We start from the raw sequence: 16,722 nt of genomic DNA, 5'->3' as shown, positions 1-16,722 counted from the left end.
GCCGCGTTGTTCTAGCCGCCTTCTCGAACCAGGTCGTCCGCCGCACGAGCGATCGCCAGCTCCTCGTCGGTCGGCACCACCAACACCGTGACGGTGGACGCGTCGGTCGAGATCACCCGAGCCTGCTTGCTGCGCAGCGTATTACGCTCGCCATCGATCTCGATGCCGAAGCCCTCCAGGTTCGCGAGGGCGTCCGCGCGCACCGCTGCGGCGTTCTCACCGACACCGGCGGTGAACGTGATGGCGTCGAGCCGACCCAGCCCGATCATGTACGCGCCGATGTACTTGCGTAGGCGATGAATGTAGACGTCGTACGCCAGACGTGCGGAGGCGTCCCCGTCGTCGATCCGTTCCTGCAGTTGTCTGAAGTCGTTGACCCCGGACAGTCCGATCAGGCCGGAGCGACGGTTGAGCAGGGCGTCGATGTCGTCGACGCTCATGCCTGCACTGCGACGCAGGTGCATGATCACTCCGGGGTCGATATCCCCACTGCGAGTACCCATCACGAGACCTTCGAGAGGAGTCAGTCCCATCGACGTGTCGACCGCCTTGCCACCCGCGACGGCCGAGGCCGAGGCGCCGTTGCCCAGATGCAGTACGATCTGATTCAGGTCCTCGAGGTCGCGGCCCAGGAACTGCGCCACCTGCTCGGACACGTACCGATGCGAGGTGCCGTGAAAGCCGTAGCGCCTGATGTCGTACTCGGCAGCGACGGTCGCGTCGATGGCGTAGGTCGCGGCCGCGTCGGGCAGGGAATGAAAGAAGGCCGTGTCGAACACTGCCACGTGCGGCACATTCGGCAGTTGCTTCCTGGCGACCTCGATGCCCAGCACGTTCGGCGGATTGTGCAGTGGTGCAAGGTTGCTCAGATCGGAGATCTGCTGCACTACGGAGTCGTCGATGATAGTCGGACGGTAGAACACCGTCCCGCCGTGGACCACGCGATGCCCGACGGCGGTGACCGATTCCAGTTCGACGCCTGCGTCGGCGAGCATCTCGAAGGCCAGGGCCAGACCGGCACCGTGGTCGTCGATGTGCTGGATTCGCTCGACACTCTCGCCACGGTGGTCGAGTTCGACTCGGCCGTCGGATTCACCGATGCGCTCCACGAGCCCGCTGGCCACGGATTCCCCCGAGCCGGGGTCGACCAGTTGGAACTTGACCGAGGACGAACCGGAGTTGACGACGAGGATGCTCACTTGCCCTCCTGATCGGCTGCTGCGGCAATGCCCTGTGCCTGAATCGCGGTGATGGCGACGGTGTTGACGATGTCCTCGACCAGCGCACCGCGCGAGAGATCGTTGACGGGCTTGCGCAGGCCCTGCAGAACGGGTCCGACGGCAACCGCACCGGCGCTGCGCTGGACGGCCTTGTAGGTGTTGTTACCGGTGTTGAGGTCCGGGAAGATGAACACCGTCGCACGGCCCGCGACGTCGGAATCGGGCAGCTTCGACGCGGCGACGGACGGTTCGATCGCCGCGTCGTACTGGATCGGACCCTCGACGAGCAATTCCGGATTACGTTCGCGCACAAGCGCTGTGGCCTGCCGAACCTTGTCGACATCGGCTCCGGAACCGGACTCACCGGTGGAGTACGACAGCATGGCCACCCGCGGCTCGATCCCGAACTGGGCCGAGGTCTGCGCCGAGGACACGGCGATGTCGGCGAGCTGCTCGGCCGTCGGGTCGGGTACGACGGCGCAGTCACCGTAGGCGAGAACACGATCGGACAGGCACATCAGGAAGATCGACGACACCGTCGACACGCCCTCGGTCGTCTTGATGATCTCGAACGACGGCTTGATGGTGTGCGCGGTGGTGTGCGCGGCACCGGAGACCATGCCGTCGGCAATTCCCTTGTGCACCATCATCGTTCCGAAGTACGAGATGTCGGCCATGATCTCGCGGGCACGGTCGATCGTCATACCCTTGTGCTTGCGCAGCTCGGTGTACTCGGCCGCGAAGTCCTCGGCGTAGTCGCAGTTCTTGGGGTCGAGAACCGTTGCGCTGTCGAGGTCGACGCCCAGTTCCGATGCGCGTCGCCGAATGGGACCTTCCTCGCCGAGGATCGTCAGGTCCGCGACCTGACGCTGCAGCAGACGCCCGGCAGCCCGGAGGATGCGATCGTCACCGCCCTCGGGGAGCACGATGTGCTTGCGGTCGGCGCGTGCCCGGTGAATCAGCTGGTACTCGAACATCTGCGGGGTCGTGATGGTGGGAATGGCGATGTCGAGCCGACCCAGAAGGGTTTTCGCGTCGACCCGCTGCTCCATCAGGCCGAGTGCGGTGTCCACCTTGCGCTGCGAGCCCACCGCCACGCGGCCGCGCGTCTGCGCTGCAGCAGAGGCGGTATCGAACGTGCCCAGCTCGGTGGTCAGGATCGGCAACCGGGGCCCGAGTCCTGCCACCAATCGGGCGATCGCCGGATGGGGTTCGATGCCGCCGTTCATGATGATGCCGGCGAGGGACGGAAAGCCCTCCGCCTCATGGGCATTGACGAGGGCGAGCAACACGTCGGATCGGTCCGCGGGCGCGATGACGACGACGCCCTCGGTGAGGCGTTCGAGGATGTGCTCGGCCGTCATGCCACCGACCATGACCCGCAACGCTTCTCGCTGCAGCAGCGACGAGTCACCGGAGTACAGTGTGCCGTCCACCGCCTCGAGCAGTTCCGCCATCGTCGGCGCGACGAGGAGCGGAATCTCCGGCAGCGACCATGCAGGCACACCGACCGACGCCAGTGCGTCGGTGACCGCGTCGAGTTCGTCCGGCGCGCAACGGTTCGCCACGATCGCAGCCAGGTGGGCATGGTGCTGACGCAGTTCGCCCTGGCACAGAGTGGCCAACTGCGCGATCTCGTCGGGCGTGCGACCGGACCCGCGCAGCGCAAGCAGCACGGGGGCACCGAGATTGACGGCGATGCGGGCATTGAACCCGAGTTCACTGGGGCTGCCGACATCGGTGTAATCACTGCCCACGATCACCACGGCGTCGCACTGGGACGCCACCTCGTGATACCGGTCGACGATCTTGCTGAGCGCTGCATCCTGATCGGCGTGCACCTGCTCGTACGTGACACCGAGCGACTGCTCGTACGTCAGATCTGCGGTGGTGTGCTCGACGAGCAACTCGAGAATGTAATCGGGCTCGTCGGTGGAACGAGCGATGGGACGGAACACCCCCACCCGGGCCGCCGACGCGGCGAGCATCTGCAGCACACCGAGCGCGATGGTCGACTTCCCGGTGTCCCCTTCCGGTGACGCGATGTAGATGCTCGAGGGATACATGTCCGACGCGTCGGTGCCGCTGGGCTCAGCCATGCACGCCAGCCTAGTAGGGGTCGTTCCGCAGGCTCCACTCCTGCCTAGTAGGGGTCGTTCCGCAGGCTCCACTCCTGTCTAGTAGGCGTGGGGTGTTGACACCGGGCGCGGTCGGGCTGTCCCATGAACCATGGCCGAATCACCGTTCCCGGATGTGCGCTGGGGCAGCGAAACCTCGTTCATCCGCAAGCCCGCCGTGAAGTTCGCGTCGACGAAGCCCGGTTCATGGGTCATCAGGAACCTCGCAGGCGTCGACCGGTGGTTGCTGACCAAGTCGGACGGCCGCTTCACCGTCCTCGGGCCGATCGCGGCCCCGGTGGTGTTGCTGACCACCACCGGCCGCAAGTCCGGCAAACCCAGGACGAGCCCGCTGCTGTACTACCGGGAGGCCGAAAAGATCTACGTCGTCGGATCCAATTTCGGTCAGCAGCACCACCCGGCGTGGACGTCGAACCTGCTCGCGGACCCGAAGGCCGTGGTGGCCATCGGCGGCAAGAAGATTCCGGTGACGGCCACCCGGATCACCGGAGACGAGAAGGCTCGCATCTACCGGCAGTTCGACGCCATGGTCGAGGTGTACGGCGAGTACGAGACCCGGACCGACCGTGACATGCGATTGTTCGCACTCACGGCCGATCTCTAGTCTCGTCGGGAGTCAGCCGAGCTTGCGCAGGCGCGGCGCGAGGTCCTTCTCGAACAGCTCGAGGAATCGCTTCTGATCGTGACCCGGCGCGTGGAACACCAGGTGATTCAGACCGGCATCGGTGTACTGCTTGACCTTCTCCACTGCCTCGTCCGGGTCCGATGCCACGATCCAGCGCTTGGCGACCTGCTCGATCGGCAGCTCGTCGGCGGCCTTCTCCATCTCGATGGGATCGTCGATAGAGTGCTTCTGCTCGGGCGTCAGCGACAGCGGGGCCCAGAAGCGGCAATTCTCCAGCGCCAGTTCGGGATCGGTGTCGTAGCTGATCTTGATCTCGATCATCTTGTCGATCTCACCGGCGTCGCGCTCGGCCTTGCCCGCGCCCTCTTCCACGGCCGGAAGCAGCTTGTCGGTGTAGAGCTCCATGCCCTTGCCCGAGGTACAGATGAATCCGTCGCCCGCGCGGCCTGCGTAACGCGCCACCACGGGACCGCCTGCGGCGATGTAGACCGGGATACCACCCTCGGGAACGTCGTAGATCGACGCGCCCTTGGTTGTGTAGTACTCACCCTCGAAGTCGACGCGGTCGCCGAGCCACAGCTCGCGCATCAACCGCACCGACTCACGCAGGCGCGCGAATCGTTCCTTGAACTCCGGCCATTCGCCGGTGAACCCGGTCGCGATCTCGTTGAGCGCTTCGCCGGTGCCCACACCCAGCATGATGCGTCCGGGATACAGGCAGCCCATCGTCGCGAACGCCTGAGCGATGACCGGCGGGTTGTAGCGGAACGTCGGCGTCAGCACCGAGGTGCCGAGCTGGATCGTGTTCGTACGTTCCCCGACGGCCGTCATCCAGGCCAGTGAGAACGGCGCGTGGCCACCCTCGTGTCGCCACGGCTGGAAGTGGTCGCTGACCGTCGCCGAATCCATACCGTGCTGCTCGGCGAGCACACCGAGTTCGACCAACTCCCGCGGTCCGAACTGCTCCGCCGATGCCTTGTACCCCAGCTTGAGACCCTGCGCCACGCCGAACTCCTGTCGTTGGTCGTCCTAGTTCTTCGATTGTGCACCTTCGGCCGTCGGCGGAGTACCCCAAGGTCGTTCCGCAGGCTCCACTCCTGACCCAAGGGTCGTTCCGCAGGCTCCACTCCTGACCCAAGGGTCGTTCCGCAGGCTCCACTCCTGCTGCTACTGGATCCCCAGAACCGTGACCACTGCAGCCAGCACTGCCACCGCGCCGATACCGACGGCGAAGATCCACAGATCTCGTGACTCGGGCATCGGTGCACCCTTCTCCAGAGCATCTCGAACGCGCATCCACCGTCGTAGACCGATGATCGGTGCCGCCGCGGCGAGACCGATGAGTATCAGCCCGAGTCCCGTGCGGACCCACCCGGTGCTGAAATCGGGAACGAGGTGGACGACCGCGATACCGCCGGCCAGGAGCCCCAGCGACGTCCGCAGCCAGGCGAGAAAAGTGCGTTCACTGGCCAGCGTGAACCGCTCGTCGGGGCGCGTCACTGCTGTGCGGCCATGCGCTCGCGAATCAGATGGGCAATCAGGTCCGGATCGTCGGGGGTGAAGACCGGCGAGATGCGGCGGAGGGTGAGCACCACTGCAGTGTCCTTCTTGGGACGCATCACGTCCAGTGGAAGCCACTGGTCGATCCAGGACGCTCCCCACAGCCTCCACCGCCCGTTCCAATTGCCGAGGACGGCGGTGTCGACGGCGCGAATCCGGTCGTACGGAACGAACTTCTTGGTGGCGAAAGGAAAGTAGTAATACCTCAGCGTGACGCCTGCCTCGTCGAGACGGACCAGTCCATCGTCGTAGATCACTTCGCCGTTTATTCGCATAGGTAACGGTATGTCTTCGAGGTCAGAGCACGCAACAACGGATTTCGAAACCTATCTCGCGTTCGGCGCGGGCGTGCGGACCAGCGTCAGGTGCGAGGTTCGACGCAACTCGAATCCGATGGAGAGATAGAGCTCGATGGCACTCACGTTTGCGGCCGACGCATGCAGGAACGGCTCCTCACCGCGGGCGCGAATGCCGTGGCCGATCGCGCGAACCAGGTCGGTGGCCAGCCCCTGCCCGCGAAACGCCGGGTCGGTGCACACGGCACTGATCTCTGTCCACCCCGTGGGGTGCATACGCTCGCCCGCCATCGCGATCAGAGCGCCATCGCGTCGAACACCGAGGTACGTGCCGAGTTCGATGGTGCGGGGCAGGAACGGTCCGGGCTCGGTGCGGCGAACCAGATCGAGCATCTCCGGGACGTCCGCTGCAGTCAGCTCGACCGCCTCTACGAAGGGCCGCGTCTCGAGGTGCGTGCCGACGAGTTGCACCAGACCGAAGGTCTCGAGGTGCGACCAGCCCTCGGGCAGTGCGCGTTCCGGGCCGGCAAGGGCGACGACGGTTCGCGGGCCGAACAGGGCCGCGATGTCGTCCCAGTCCTCGGACTCGAGGACGTCGGGGTGCACCAGGAACGGAGACACCTCGGGATCGGCACGGATGATCCGCCCGCGCCGGACCGCGAACCGCGAGAGCGAGCCCTCGAGGGAATTACGAACGGGGTCGTCGAGAGGATGAGCAGACACGACAGACAGCGTCGCACGAACCGAGTCACGGCTCTGCGCGCCGTCGGACTCGACACCAATACTTATACCGGTATCGTTGTTCGTCATACGGCGAAAGGCACCACATGATCGAAATTCTTCCCCCCACCAAGATCCCCCTCGCGCGCGAATCCGGCGCCCTGGTAGCTGGGATTCTCCGAACCGTTCGCGAACGCGCCACAGTCGGCACCAATCTGCTCGAGATCGATCAGTGGACCAAAGAGATCATCGAGGGAGCCGGGGCGACGTCCTGCTACGTCGACTACGCGCCGTCCTTCGGTCGCGGTCCGTTCGGTCACTACATCTGCACTTCCGTCAACGATGCTGTGCTGCACGGCCTTCCGTACGACTACGCACTGGCCGACGGCGATCTGCTGACGCTGGACCTGGCCGTGATCCTCGGCGGCGTCGCAGCGGACTCGGCCATCAGTTTCGTCGTGGGTGAGAACAAGCCCGCCAAGAGTCTCGCGATGATCGACGCCACCGAACGTGCCCTGGCCGCGGGAATCGAAGCGGCTCGACCGGGCAACAAAATCGGCGATATCTCCCACGCCATCGGCACGGTGCTCAATGCCGCCGGCTACCCGATCAACATGCAGTTCGGCGGCCACGGCATCGGCTCGACGATGCACCAGGATCCCCACGTCTCCAACTCCGGACGGCCCGGCCGCGGCTACCGTCTACGCCCGGGCTTGATGTTGGCGCTCGAGCCGTGGGTCATGGAGGACACCGACGAACTCGTCACCGACCCGGACGGCTGGACTTTGCGGAGCACGACGGGATGCCTCACCGCACACAGCGAGCACACCGTGATGATCACCGACGACGGTGCGGAAATCATGACGCTCCCCAAATCCTGACCCGACGGCCACGGGGTCAACCGTTGCGATCACGGTGAATGGATCCCTGGCGGAACTGCCGATCGTCGACGACTCTGTGGCTGTGAACGAGAACTGTCGCTGCCCACGCTGACCATCCGTCCCGTATCAGCAGCACCCTTGTCACAGGAGCCACCCGTCATGAGCACCGAAGCGACCGTCGTCGTCCGCATCTCCGATTCCGGCACATCGTCCCTGCAGGGACTGACTCGCCCGCAACTGCACGCACTCGCCGACGCCCTTCGCAGCGCCGCCAAGAGCTATGCCCCGCACGCGAAGATCCTGACGCGCTTCGATGTACGCGTCAGCGAGCTCAACGCTCCCCTGGTGATCGATCTGCCCGCCCGCGATGTGATCCTCGGCGGCAGGAGCGTGCGACTGAGCCACACCGAGTTCGAGATCTTCGCGTACCTGGCGCAGCGCCCACGCGTCGTCGTCGGGAGGTCGGAACTGAGTACCTCCGACGGCGGTCGCAGCGTCGACGTGCACCTGTCCCGGGTGCGAACCAAGCTCGGTCACTTCGGCCGACTGATCACCACCGTCCGCGGTGCCGGTTACCGATTCGACCCGGAGCCGGGCATTCGCGTCGTCACCGAGCCGGCCGTGCTGCGGAGCGCCTGACCGTTACTGCGACAGTGCGACGGACCTGCGACGACGGTTTCGGCGCACGACCACGAAGACCAGCAGAGCCACGAGGACCACGGCGATGATCGCGCCCAATGCCGTCGCGCCGCGGAAGCCCGGTGCGCTGGTGTCGAGGGTGCGTTCGCCGGCATGAGCGGCGTTGCTGGTTCCGAGAACGATGGTGAGCGTCAACAGGTTCGGGATGGCTGTGACGACGGCCAGGATGACCGATCCGATAGCCAATTGCTTTCCTGCCCTGCCCTTGCGGACCGACCATGCGCTCCAGAAGAACACCAGCGGCGCGAAGGTGCAGACGATGCCGAACAGCAGTCCCCACAGAATGCCCTTGGTGAACGTGCGATCGGCCAGTTCCTCGACCCGCAGACTCCACCAGCGCGGCAGGAATGCAGCGAGGATGAAGTATGCGATCAGCAGAAGCACGATGCCCGCGCCGACGAGAATGGCGCGTCGCTTCCAATTGGCCGAACTGGTCGACGGTGCGGGCGTGGTCGGATCGGCAGTCATGCCGACAATCGTAGAGCCTTCACAGCAGTGCCCCGGTCGTGTCGAGACCCGATCGTTAACTGAAAATCTCCGCAGCGACAAAAACTAGCTCCGCCCGGCCGAGACGTCGTCCAACGGGCTCTTCTCGGGCCCGCGTCCCTCGGTGGGAATGCGATACGGCCACAACGCTCGTGCCAGCACTGCGGATGCATCATCGGCCGCGGACACCGAAGTCGACCGAGGATCGCTGCTATTCGTACAGGACGCCCGAGACCTCACACCCCTCGTGCAGACCGATCACCCCTGATCTGACCCGAGTTGGAGTGATCGGTCAGGAAAATGGGTGTGAAGTTGCCCGAACAGGTCAGGGAATCAGGACGAACTTTCCGCGAGGGTGAGCCGTCTGCAGTTCGGTGTGCGCCCTCGCGACGTCGTCGAGTGGGAAGGTCTTGGCGACAGTCACCTCGAACACTCCCGCACCCGCCTGCTCCAACAGTGTCGGCGACGCGAGGCGTCTACGCTCCATACTCGCCGGCCCACCGACGGTGAGGAAACCGTCCGCTTGCGCCCGGCCATGCGCTGCGATCGTCACCAATTTGCTGCGGTCGGTGAGCAATTCGAGGGACACGTCGACGGCTTCGTCCGTGCCGACGGCATCGATGGCTGCGTCGATGCCATTCGATGCAACCGCCCGCACGCGGCCGAGCAAGCCGTCGCCGTATTCGACCGGCTCGGCTCCGAAGGCACGCAGCGCTTCGTGATTCCGAGCGCGGGCAGTTCCGATGACGGTGGCACCACGCTCCTTCGCGAGCTGAGCCACCACAGATCCGACACCGCCCGCAGCGCCGTGCACGAGTACCGTGTCGCCGCTCTTCACCCCGACGGATTCCAGTGCGTCGTAGGCCGTTCCGGCGACGGCCAGCACCCCGGCAGCGACGTCCCAATCCAGATTCGCCGGCTTCGGGAACACGAAGCGCGCGGGCGCGAGAATCTTCTCGGTGTACGTTCCGTTCACGCCGGAGACGATCACCTCGTCGCCGACGGCGATCGGACCGACCGGGCCCTCGACGGTGCCGCCGACTGCCACCACGATTCCCGACGCCTCACTACCCAGGGGGATCGGGAGCTTGGATTCGTCGGTGCCGAACGCACCGCTGTAGCTCTTGAAGTCGAAGGGATTGACGCCGATCGCCTTCACCTCAACCACCACCTCACCCTTGGCGGGTTCGGGTAGCTCTCGTTCGACGATCTCGATGACTTCCGGACCACCGTAGGACGCTGCAACCGCTGCTTTTGTCATGGAACGTACAACGACTGACACGGTGCAAAATGTTCCGGTCCGACTCCGGCGTCGCCGCCGCCTCAGACAGCCACTGAGAGCGGGATCAGTTCGTCTTGGTCGAGGACCGAACCTGCGCGTTGGTGAACAGCACTCGGCTCCGGCAGGTTCGCGCGGTCGACCCAGTAGTCGATTGTTTCCCGATCGGCCTCGAACTGCGCGAGTGTTTCCAGGCAAAGCCATGACACGACCGAGAAGTCCGGTTCTTCACCTTCGAGACCGACCAGTGCCAGTTCGTCTCCCACCGCGAGCACAGCGCGATCCACTTCCGAACTACTGGTCTCCAGCCACTCCATGGCGCGACGGAGCAATCTCCAATCCGACTGGGGCACAGGCTCGGAAGCCGACTGCCTGCACAGTTCCGCTGCAGCGGCGAGCGCATCCACAACCGGCCTCGACACTGCACCGTTCAGTTCGACGAGCAAGCCTCGCTCCGAATCGATCAGGTCTGCCATGTAGTGCCAGCGGACGGGAACTGTTGCGTCGTCAGGCCACAACTCCGTCATGCCGAATTGAAGTCGGGAGATCAGCTCCCTCGGTGAACTGCACGAAGCGGCGAAGCGAAAAGCGTCGTTCATGTCGATCATCCCCACTGGGTCAACACTCAGCCAACGGACACCGGCTCGGAATCGAGCTCCGGAGGTGCTGCAATGCAGTCGCGTCTGTCGCCGAACAAGCAACTCTGCTGTGGTCGTTACGTCTGCCTTGCCCGTTATTGAACGCCGTGACCAGCGACAGCGCGACTCGGCGTTACACCAAACCGACAACGTCACAATTTGTAGTCCGAGTTATCCATCACATAACAGGGCACAGAGAATTGTGAGCGTCACTAAGGCGTACAACTCGAGCGGTCCGGGAACGTCTGTTCGAAAGTGTGTCGGTGGGTCGCGGTAGATTCTGTTCATGCTTTCGGGGGACGGCGGATCAGGGGTGGACGGCATCGAGACGGTGCCGCCCGCCCCTGAGGTGTCCGATCCCGAGCTGTCGATGCTGATCAATCGGGTCGAGTCCGCGGTCGCTGAGTTGGCCGGGCAGGCGTCGGTTGCGTGGACCAATGCCGACCGGCGTGCGGTGATCCAACGCATGGAGATGCTCACCAGGTCCGTCACCGCGCACTCGTACACCTGGCTCAACGAACTGATCACCCAACACGGCCTCGACATCTACCCGGGCTCGGTGCCGTCGTCGGTGGCATGGATGCTGCGGATCACCCCACGAACAGCAGGCGCACGAGTGCGTCTGGCTGCGGATTTGGGGGATCGCACCTCCTTCTCCGGTGAAGTACTGCCGCCGCTGCTGCCGCACACCGCTGCTGCGCTTCGGGCGGGGTTGCTCGACGCCAAGCATGTCCAGATGATCCGCGAATTCTTTCGGCACCTGCCCCGGGACGTCGATCCGCAGACCCGCGAGCTCGCCGAACAGCAGTTGGTGGGCTTCGCATCGACCAGGCGGCCTGACGACTTCGCGCCGTTGGTGGCGAATCTGGACTCGATCCTCAACCCCGACGGCGACTACGACGAAGACGGGAAACCGCCGAAGCCGCCCAAGCGACGGGATGCGTTCTTCTACCTCGGCGAACAAGGTGCAGACGGCATGTCGGAAGGCGAATTCTGCGTCGACCCCGAACTACGGGCCTACCTCGAAGCCTTGTTCTCCAAAGCCGCGAAACCGGGCATGTACAACCCCGCCGACGGAAAACCGATCGTCGACGACGACGAGACCGACGGCACCACTACGCCGCAACCCGACCCGACAGGCCGGGATGCAGGGGCGAGTGATGAAGGTCTGTGGGGTGGGTCGGGCTGCGACGGAGACGGCAACTGCGCAGGTGGCATCGAATGCGGTTGCGGCACAGACTCCGACGACACTGCCGAAGCGAAGAAAAAGGCAGCGGCGCACGACGCTGCCGCAGCTCGTGACATCCGCACCCCACGCGAACGCCAACACGACGCCCTGAAACTGGCACTCCGGCACACCCTCGCCTCCGGCACACTCGGCACCCACCGAGGCCTACCCGTCACCGCCATCGTCACCATGACCCTGCGCGATCTCGAAGCCGGCCGCGGATACGCCAAAACCGCCACCGGATCACGCATCTCCATCCGCGACGCCATCCGCATGGCCTCCCACGCCCACCACTACCTGACCATTTTCGACGACCACGGCAGAGCCCTCTACCTCGGCCGATCCAAACGCATCGCCTCCGCCGATCAACGCATCGTGCTCATCGCCCGCGACCGAGGCTGCAGCTTCCCCTCCTGCACCCGCCCCGCAACCTGGTGCCAAGCCCACCACGTCACCGACTGGATCGACGGCGGCAACACCGACATCGACTCCCTCACCTTCGGCTGCGACATGCACCACGCACTCGTCGGCACCGGACCAGGAAAATGGGCAACCACCAAAACCACAGCAGGACATCGCTACCCGGGCCGCACCCTCTGGCACCCACCAACCGGGATGGACCCCAAACGCCGCGGACTGATCAACCACGCCCACCACCCCGAAGAAGTCCTCTACCCACCCGACAACCACGACGCGTCCGGCGACGAGGAACCACGACAACCCGCCTGACGGTCCGAACCAGTCTCACAGCACAGCCCTGCCTGCAGCACGTGCATCTCTGCCGGCGTCGTCGTTGACACGAGGAACGAACCCAGGCGGTTGCGACCGCAGCGATATCCCATCCATCCTCGAATCACACTGATTCGAATCGTTGTGCGCAGTCGGGAATCCGGTGACGATCGAACGATGTCGAGGAACAGCACGGTTGCCATGATCGAGCGCAGAATCTCCCCTGCCGTCGAATCCTGGGACTGGCAGGTCGACGCACTGTGCCGCGGGCAGGACTCGGAGATCTTCTTCTCTCCGCACGGCGAAGCGCGCTCCGCTCGCCGGGAACGTGAGGACCGAGCGAAGCTGGTGTGCGCCGGGTGCACGGCCATCGAGGCGTGCCGACGATTCGCCCTGGCAGCGAATGAGCCGTTCGGTGTCTGGGGCGGAACGACGGCTCGGGAGCGGCAGCTACTCAGAACCAACTCCCGACGTGCCGCCGAGCGACAGGCGAGTTGACCGCGCGCGGGTGCCTGCGGGGGTGAGAGGACGGGAAAGCGCGAGTGCAGCCTGCGGAATGAGCAAGTAGCTAAAATACGTAGGTGAGTGAAATCGAGAAGCCTCAGCAGTGGACGTACCTGATGGACATGGACGGCGTTCTGGTCCACGAGGATCATCTGATTCCCGGTGCCGACACGTTCCTCGCCGAGCTGCAGGCCAACGAGATTCCGTTCATCGTGCTGACGAACAATTCGATTCGCACCCCTCGTGACCTGCGGGCCCGTCTGGCGTTCACCGGTCTGGACATTCCGGAGAAGTCGATCTGGACCTCCGCTCTCGCCACCGCGACGTTCCTCGGCAATCAGCGGCCGGGCGGCAGCGCTTATGTCGTCGGCGAGTCGGGTCTGACCACCGCATTGCACGACATCGGCTACACGCTCACCGACTCGAGCCCCGATTACGTGGTGCTCGGCGAGACTCGGACGTATTCGTTCGAGGCCATCACCACCGCCATTCGTCTCGTCGAGAAGGGCTCGCGCTTCATCGCAACCAACCCCGACGCCACCGGCCCATCCCGCGAAGGTTCGCTGCCGGCGACCGGTTCGGTGGCCGCGCTGATCACCAAGGCCACCGGCAAGGAGCCGTACTACGTGGGCAAGCCCAACGCGTTGATGATGCGTTCGGCTCTGCGCGCGATCGGCGGGCACTCCGAGAACACGCTCATGATCGGCGATCGGATGGACACCGACGTGCTCTCGGGCCTCGAAGCCGGACTGCAGACCATCCTGGTTCTCACCGGGATCTCGACGGTCCAGTCCGTCGAGCAGTATCCGTACCGGCCGACCAAGGTCCTCGATTCCGTCGCAGACCTGGTGGGCCGCACACAGAACCCCTTCTGATGAAGCTCGAATTCGTTCTCTCCCGCCAGGATCACCACGTCGTCGGGCTGGGCGTCCGGCACGCGTTTCCCGATATCGCCGACGCGGTGGCTGCGGTGAGGGAGGGCCGAAACGTCGTCGGCGCAATCCCTTTCGACATGTCCGACGCCACCGCCCTGATCGAGCCGGAGGAGTTCTACCGCCTCGACGGGCCCTGGATGACAACGGATACCTTGCCACCGCTACCGACTGTCACCGTTGCGCGGCAGATTCCCGATCCGGACGTTCACGTGCAGCGAGTGCGGGATGTCGTCGAGCAAGTGAAAGCCGGTGTGGCCGAGAAGATCGTGCTCGCACGGGCCATCGAAGTGACCGCGGATTCGCCGATCGAACCTGCGTCGGTGTTGAGTGCGCTGGTCACGCGCGATCCGATGGGCAACGGCTTTCTGGCGGACCTGTCGCCCGCAGGCAGGGCAGGCGCGCACATCGTCGGCGCGAGCCCGGAACTGTTGGTTCGCAAGCGCGGCAACATCGTCACCTGCCATCCGTTCGCTGGAACAGCAGCACGCTCGACCGACCCCGACGAGGAAGCGCGCATCTCCGCAGCCTTGGCGGCCAGTGCGAAGGATCAGGCCGAACATCGTTTCGTGGTCGACGAGATCAAGGCTGCGTTGACGCCGTTCTGCGAGACACTCGAGGTGCCCGAGTCGCCACAGTTGAGCAGTACGCCGCAGCTGTGGCACCTGTCGACGCCCATCGTCGGCACCCTGGCCGATACCTCGACCTCCGCGCTCGACCTCGCGCTGGCGCTGCACCCCACCGCCGCCGTCGCCGGGGTGCCCCGAGCTGCGGCGATGAACACGATCGAGAACGTCGAAGGATCCCGCGGCTTCTACGCCGGAGCCGTCGGATGGACCGACGGCAGCGGCGACGGCGAGTGGATGGTCACCATTCGCTGCATCGAGCTCTCGGCGGACGGGCTTTCGGGTACCGCCACTGCCGGCGGCGGCATCGTCGCGGACTCGGATCCCGACGCCGAACTCGACGAAACCACAGCGAAATTCAGAACGGTGCTCAGCGTCTTCGAGCAGTGACGTCGATTCGTCGGCATCACGCAATCGACGCCCCGCGCAGTGATCCACACCCGTCGAACGGGGCGTCGATCTTCGCGCGGGGCGCCGATTCGTACGCTGTGCCGACTACTTCAGCGCCTGGTCCAGGTCTCCGATCAGATCCTCGGTGTCCTCGAGGCCGATCGAGATACGCACGACGCCGTCGGTGATGCCCACTGCCGCACGGCCTTCCGGCCCCATCGCTCGGTGCGTGGTGGTTGCCGGGTGGGTGATCAGTGTCTTGGAGTCCCCGAGGTTGTTGGAGATGTCGACGATGCGCAATGCGTCGAGCACCTCGAAGGCACGCTTCTTGCCCTCACCCTCGGGAGCGTCGAGCTCGAACGTGACCACGGTGCCCCCGCCCGACATCTGCGACTTGGCCAGCTCGTACTGCGGATGCGACTGTAGGAAGGGATATTTCACCCAGCGCACCGACGGATGACCTTCGAGGAACTCGGCGATCTGCAGCGCGGAGTTCACCGAATGCCGCACCCGCACCGGCATCGTCTCGAGCCCCTTGAGCAGCGTCCAGGCGTTGAACGGACTCAACGCCGGACCGGTGTGCCGCATCAGAGTCTGCACAGGACCATCGATGTATTCCTTGGAACCGAGGATTGCACCGCCGAGCACCCGACCCTGGCCGTCGATGTGTTTGGTGCCCGAGTACACGACCACGTCGGCACCGAGTTCCAGGCTGCGCTGCAGCAGCGGCGTCGCGAACACGTTGTCCAGCACCACCGTTGCGCCGGCTGCATGTGCCAGCTCGGAGACGCGTCGAACGTCGACCAACGACTGCATCGGGTTGGACGGGGTCTCGAAGAACACCGCCGTCGTCGGTACCGACAATGCCTGCTCCCACTGCTCGAGGTCCTCGCCGTCGACGAAGACGGTCTCGACACCCCAGCGCGGCAGAATCTCGTTGCAGACCACGAAGCAGGAGCCGAAAAGGCTACGCGCAGCAACCAATCGGTCACCGGCCTTCAGCAGTGCACCCAATGCGGTGAACACTGCGGACATGCCACTGGACGTCCCGAAGCACGCCTCGGCCCCCTCGATCAGGCGCAGCCGCTCCTCGAACATCTTGACCGTCGGGTTGCCGTAACGCGAATACACAAAATGATCGATGTCGCCGGTGAACGCCTGCTCGGCAGCGCCGGCACTCTCGTAGACGAAACCCGAAGAAAGATAGAGGGCTTCGGCATTCTCGTCGAAACCGGATCGCATCAGGCCGCCGCGCACTCCCAGCGTTCCCTGACCCACGCCGTCGGGCAAGGGCTTGTCGAATCCGCCGCCTTTCGGATTTCCGCTCACGACTGCCTCCAGGGCAACCCGACCGCACGCCACCCCGTGGCACCGCGGTGGCCGTCGGCGTCGGTGGCACCTTCGAAACCGTCGAGCACGTTGTAGGACGGGCCGATTCCCGCAGCCGTCGCGGCCTCGGCGGCACCGATGGACCGCTGACCGGAACGGCACAGGAACACCACCGGCCGATCGCCGTCGACGCCTGCTGCTTTCAAGTCGTCGACGAAGTTGGTGTTCCGGGCACCGTCGGGGAAGCTGACCCACTCGATCAGGTGCGTCGGGCGTTCGATGCCCGAGGTGTCGGGAACTCCGACGTACTGCCACTCGGCGCGCGTACGAACGTCCACGAGCACGGCCTCGGGGTTGCTCTGCAACAACTCCCAGGCAGCTTCCGGGGTTATGTCACCTGCATACGTCACTGTTCCAGCCTTCCGCAATTCGTTCCACCGGC

At 64.9% G+C, this 16,722-nt stretch carries 19 protein-coding genes; 7 read left to right on the top strand and 12 right to left on the bottom strand.

The window, feature by feature from the left end; genetic code table 11:
* Nucleotides 1-11: 11 nt before the first annotated feature.
* Both AYK61_RS20830 and pta read right to left on the bottom strand, forming a co-directional pair.
* A complete protein-coding gene (locus tag AYK61_RS20830) occupies nt 12-1,199 on the bottom strand; it encodes an acetate kinase (RefSeq protein WP_121872233.1) in 1,188 nt (395 codons plus the stop codon).
* Nucleotides 1,196-3,319, bottom strand: coding sequence for a phosphate acetyltransferase (gene pta, locus AYK61_RS20825; protein ID WP_183130379.1), 2,124 nt, complete (start codon nt 3,317-3,319; stop codon nt 1,196-1,198). Before pta ends, AYK61_RS20830 begins: the two co-directional genes overlap by 4 nt.
* Nucleotides 3,320-3,449: 130 nt before the next feature.
* Between pta and AYK61_RS20820 the strand changes: the two genes are divergently transcribed.
* The gene (locus AYK61_RS20820; RefSeq protein ID WP_121872232.1) at nt 3,450-3,962 is read left to right on the top strand and encodes a nitroreductase/quinone reductase family protein; all 513 of its coding nucleotides are present in this window, start codon (nt 3,450-3,452) and stop codon (nt 3,960-3,962) included.
* Nucleotides 3,963-3,974: 12 nt separating this feature from the next.
* Here AYK61_RS20820 and fgd read toward each other — a convergent pair whose 3' ends face one another.
* The 4 genes from fgd to AYK61_RS20800 all read right to left on the bottom strand — a co-directional run bounded on the left by fgd (nt 3,975) and on the right by AYK61_RS20800 (nt 6,562).
* A complete protein-coding gene (gene fgd, locus AYK61_RS20815) occupies nt 3,975-4,988 on the bottom strand; it encodes a glucose-6-phosphate dehydrogenase (coenzyme-F420) (protein ID WP_121872231.1) in 1,014 nt (337 codons plus the stop codon).
* Between the two features lie 162 nt (nt 4,989-5,150).
* On the bottom strand, nt 5,151-5,483 hold the full coding sequence (locus AYK61_RS20810) for a YidH family protein (RefSeq protein WP_121872230.1): 333 nt from the start codon (nt 5,481-5,483) through the stop codon (nt 5,151-5,153).
* Nucleotides 5,480-5,800 (bottom strand): hypothetical protein, encoded by a 321-nt coding sequence (locus tag AYK61_RS20805; protein WP_121872229.1) that lies wholly within the window; start codon nt 5,798-5,800, stop codon nt 5,480-5,482. The genes AYK61_RS20810 and AYK61_RS20805 overlap by 4 nt, the downstream gene beginning before the upstream one ends.
* Nucleotides 5,801-5,869: 69 nt before the next feature.
* Nucleotides 5,870-6,562 (bottom strand): GNAT family N-acetyltransferase, encoded by a 693-nt coding sequence (locus tag AYK61_RS20800; protein WP_259468136.1) that lies wholly within the window; start codon nt 6,560-6,562, stop codon nt 5,870-5,872.
* Between the two features lie 104 nt (nt 6,563-6,666).
* On the opposite strand from AYK61_RS20800, the gene map reads away from it, so the two are divergent.
* Both map and AYK61_RS20790 read left to right on the top strand, forming a co-directional pair.
* Nucleotides 6,667-7,440 carry a type I methionyl aminopeptidase gene (gene map / locus AYK61_RS20795; protein WP_121872227.1) on the top strand — a complete coding sequence of 258 codons (774 nt, stop codon included), beginning with the start codon at nt 6,667-6,669 and terminating at the stop codon, nt 7,438-7,440.
* A gap of 159 nt (nt 7,441-7,599) precedes the next feature.
* Nucleotides 7,600-8,079, top strand: a complete 480-nt coding sequence (locus AYK61_RS20790) for a winged helix-turn-helix domain-containing protein (RefSeq protein WP_121872226.1) — start codon at nt 7,600-7,602, stop codon at nt 8,077-8,079.
* Nucleotides 8,080-8,082: 3 nt separating this feature from the next.
* Here AYK61_RS20790 and AYK61_RS20785 read toward each other — a convergent pair whose 3' ends face one another.
* From AYK61_RS20785 to AYK61_RS20775, 4 genes are all read right to left on the bottom strand, one after another.
* A complete protein-coding gene (locus tag AYK61_RS20785) occupies nt 8,083-8,607 on the bottom strand; it encodes a hypothetical protein (RefSeq protein WP_032393749.1) in 525 nt (174 codons plus the stop codon).
* 84 nt (nt 8,608-8,691) lie between these two features.
* Complete coding sequence (locus AYK61_RS27995) at nt 8,692-8,814, bottom strand: hypothetical protein (RefSeq protein ID WP_259468135.1); 123 nt, start codon at nt 8,812-8,814, stop codon at nt 8,692-8,694.
* A 136-nt stretch (nt 8,815-8,950) separates the two neighbouring features.
* Nucleotides 8,951-9,886: an NADP-dependent oxidoreductase gene (locus AYK61_RS20780; protein ID WP_121872225.1), complete on the bottom strand. Its 936-nt coding sequence runs from the start codon at nt 9,884-9,886 to the stop codon at nt 8,951-8,953.
* A 62-nt stretch (nt 9,887-9,948) separates the two neighbouring features.
* On the bottom strand, nt 9,949-10,503 hold the full coding sequence (locus AYK61_RS20775) for a hypothetical protein (RefSeq protein WP_128645865.1): 555 nt from the start codon (nt 10,501-10,503) through the stop codon (nt 9,949-9,951).
* A 325-nt stretch (nt 10,504-10,828) separates the two neighbouring features.
* Between AYK61_RS20775 and AYK61_RS20770 the strand changes: the two genes are divergently transcribed.
* From AYK61_RS20770 to AYK61_RS20750, 4 genes are all read left to right on the top strand, one after another.
* A complete protein-coding gene (locus AYK61_RS20770; RefSeq protein ID WP_121872223.1) occupies nt 10,829-12,499 on the top strand; it encodes an HNH endonuclease signature motif containing protein in 1,671 nt (556 codons plus the stop codon).
* A 177-nt stretch (nt 12,500-12,676) separates the two neighbouring features.
* Nucleotides 12,677-12,997 (top strand): WhiB family transcriptional regulator, encoded by a 321-nt coding sequence (locus tag AYK61_RS20760; protein ID WP_310886838.1) that lies wholly within the window; start codon nt 12,677-12,679, stop codon nt 12,995-12,997.
* Between the two features lie 122 nt (nt 12,998-13,119).
* The gene (locus tag AYK61_RS20755; RefSeq protein ID WP_068053998.1) at nt 13,120-13,878 is read left to right on the top strand and encodes an HAD-IIA family hydrolase; all 759 of its coding nucleotides are present in this window, start codon (nt 13,120-13,122) and stop codon (nt 13,876-13,878) included.
* Nucleotides 13,878-14,951 (top strand): isochorismate synthase MenF, encoded by a 1,074-nt coding sequence (locus AYK61_RS20750; protein ID WP_121872220.1) that lies wholly within the window; start codon nt 13,878-13,880, stop codon nt 14,949-14,951. Before AYK61_RS20755 ends, AYK61_RS20750 begins: the two co-directional genes overlap by 1 nt.
* A gap of 105 nt (nt 14,952-15,056) precedes the next feature.
* Here the strand turns inward: AYK61_RS20750 and AYK61_RS20745 are convergent, their stop codons facing one another.
* Together AYK61_RS20745 and AYK61_RS20740 are read right to left on the bottom strand one after the other, a co-directional pair.
* Complete coding sequence (locus tag AYK61_RS20745; protein ID WP_121872960.1) at nt 15,057-16,280, bottom strand: O-succinylhomoserine sulfhydrylase; 1,224 nt, start codon at nt 16,278-16,280, stop codon at nt 15,057-15,059.
* Nucleotides 16,277-16,690, bottom strand: a complete 414-nt coding sequence (locus AYK61_RS20740; protein ID WP_037190430.1) for a rhodanese-like domain-containing protein — start codon at nt 16,688-16,690, stop codon at nt 16,277-16,279. Before AYK61_RS20740 ends, AYK61_RS20745 begins: the two co-directional genes overlap by 4 nt.
* Between the last annotated feature and the right edge of the window lie 32 nt (nt 16,691-16,722).

This window comes from Rhodococcus sp. SBT000017, assembly GCF_003688915.1.
Lineage (GTDB): Bacteria > Actinomycetota > Actinomycetes > Mycobacteriales > Mycobacteriaceae > Rhodococcoides.
This window is presented reverse-complemented; position numbering and strand designations above follow the sequence as displayed.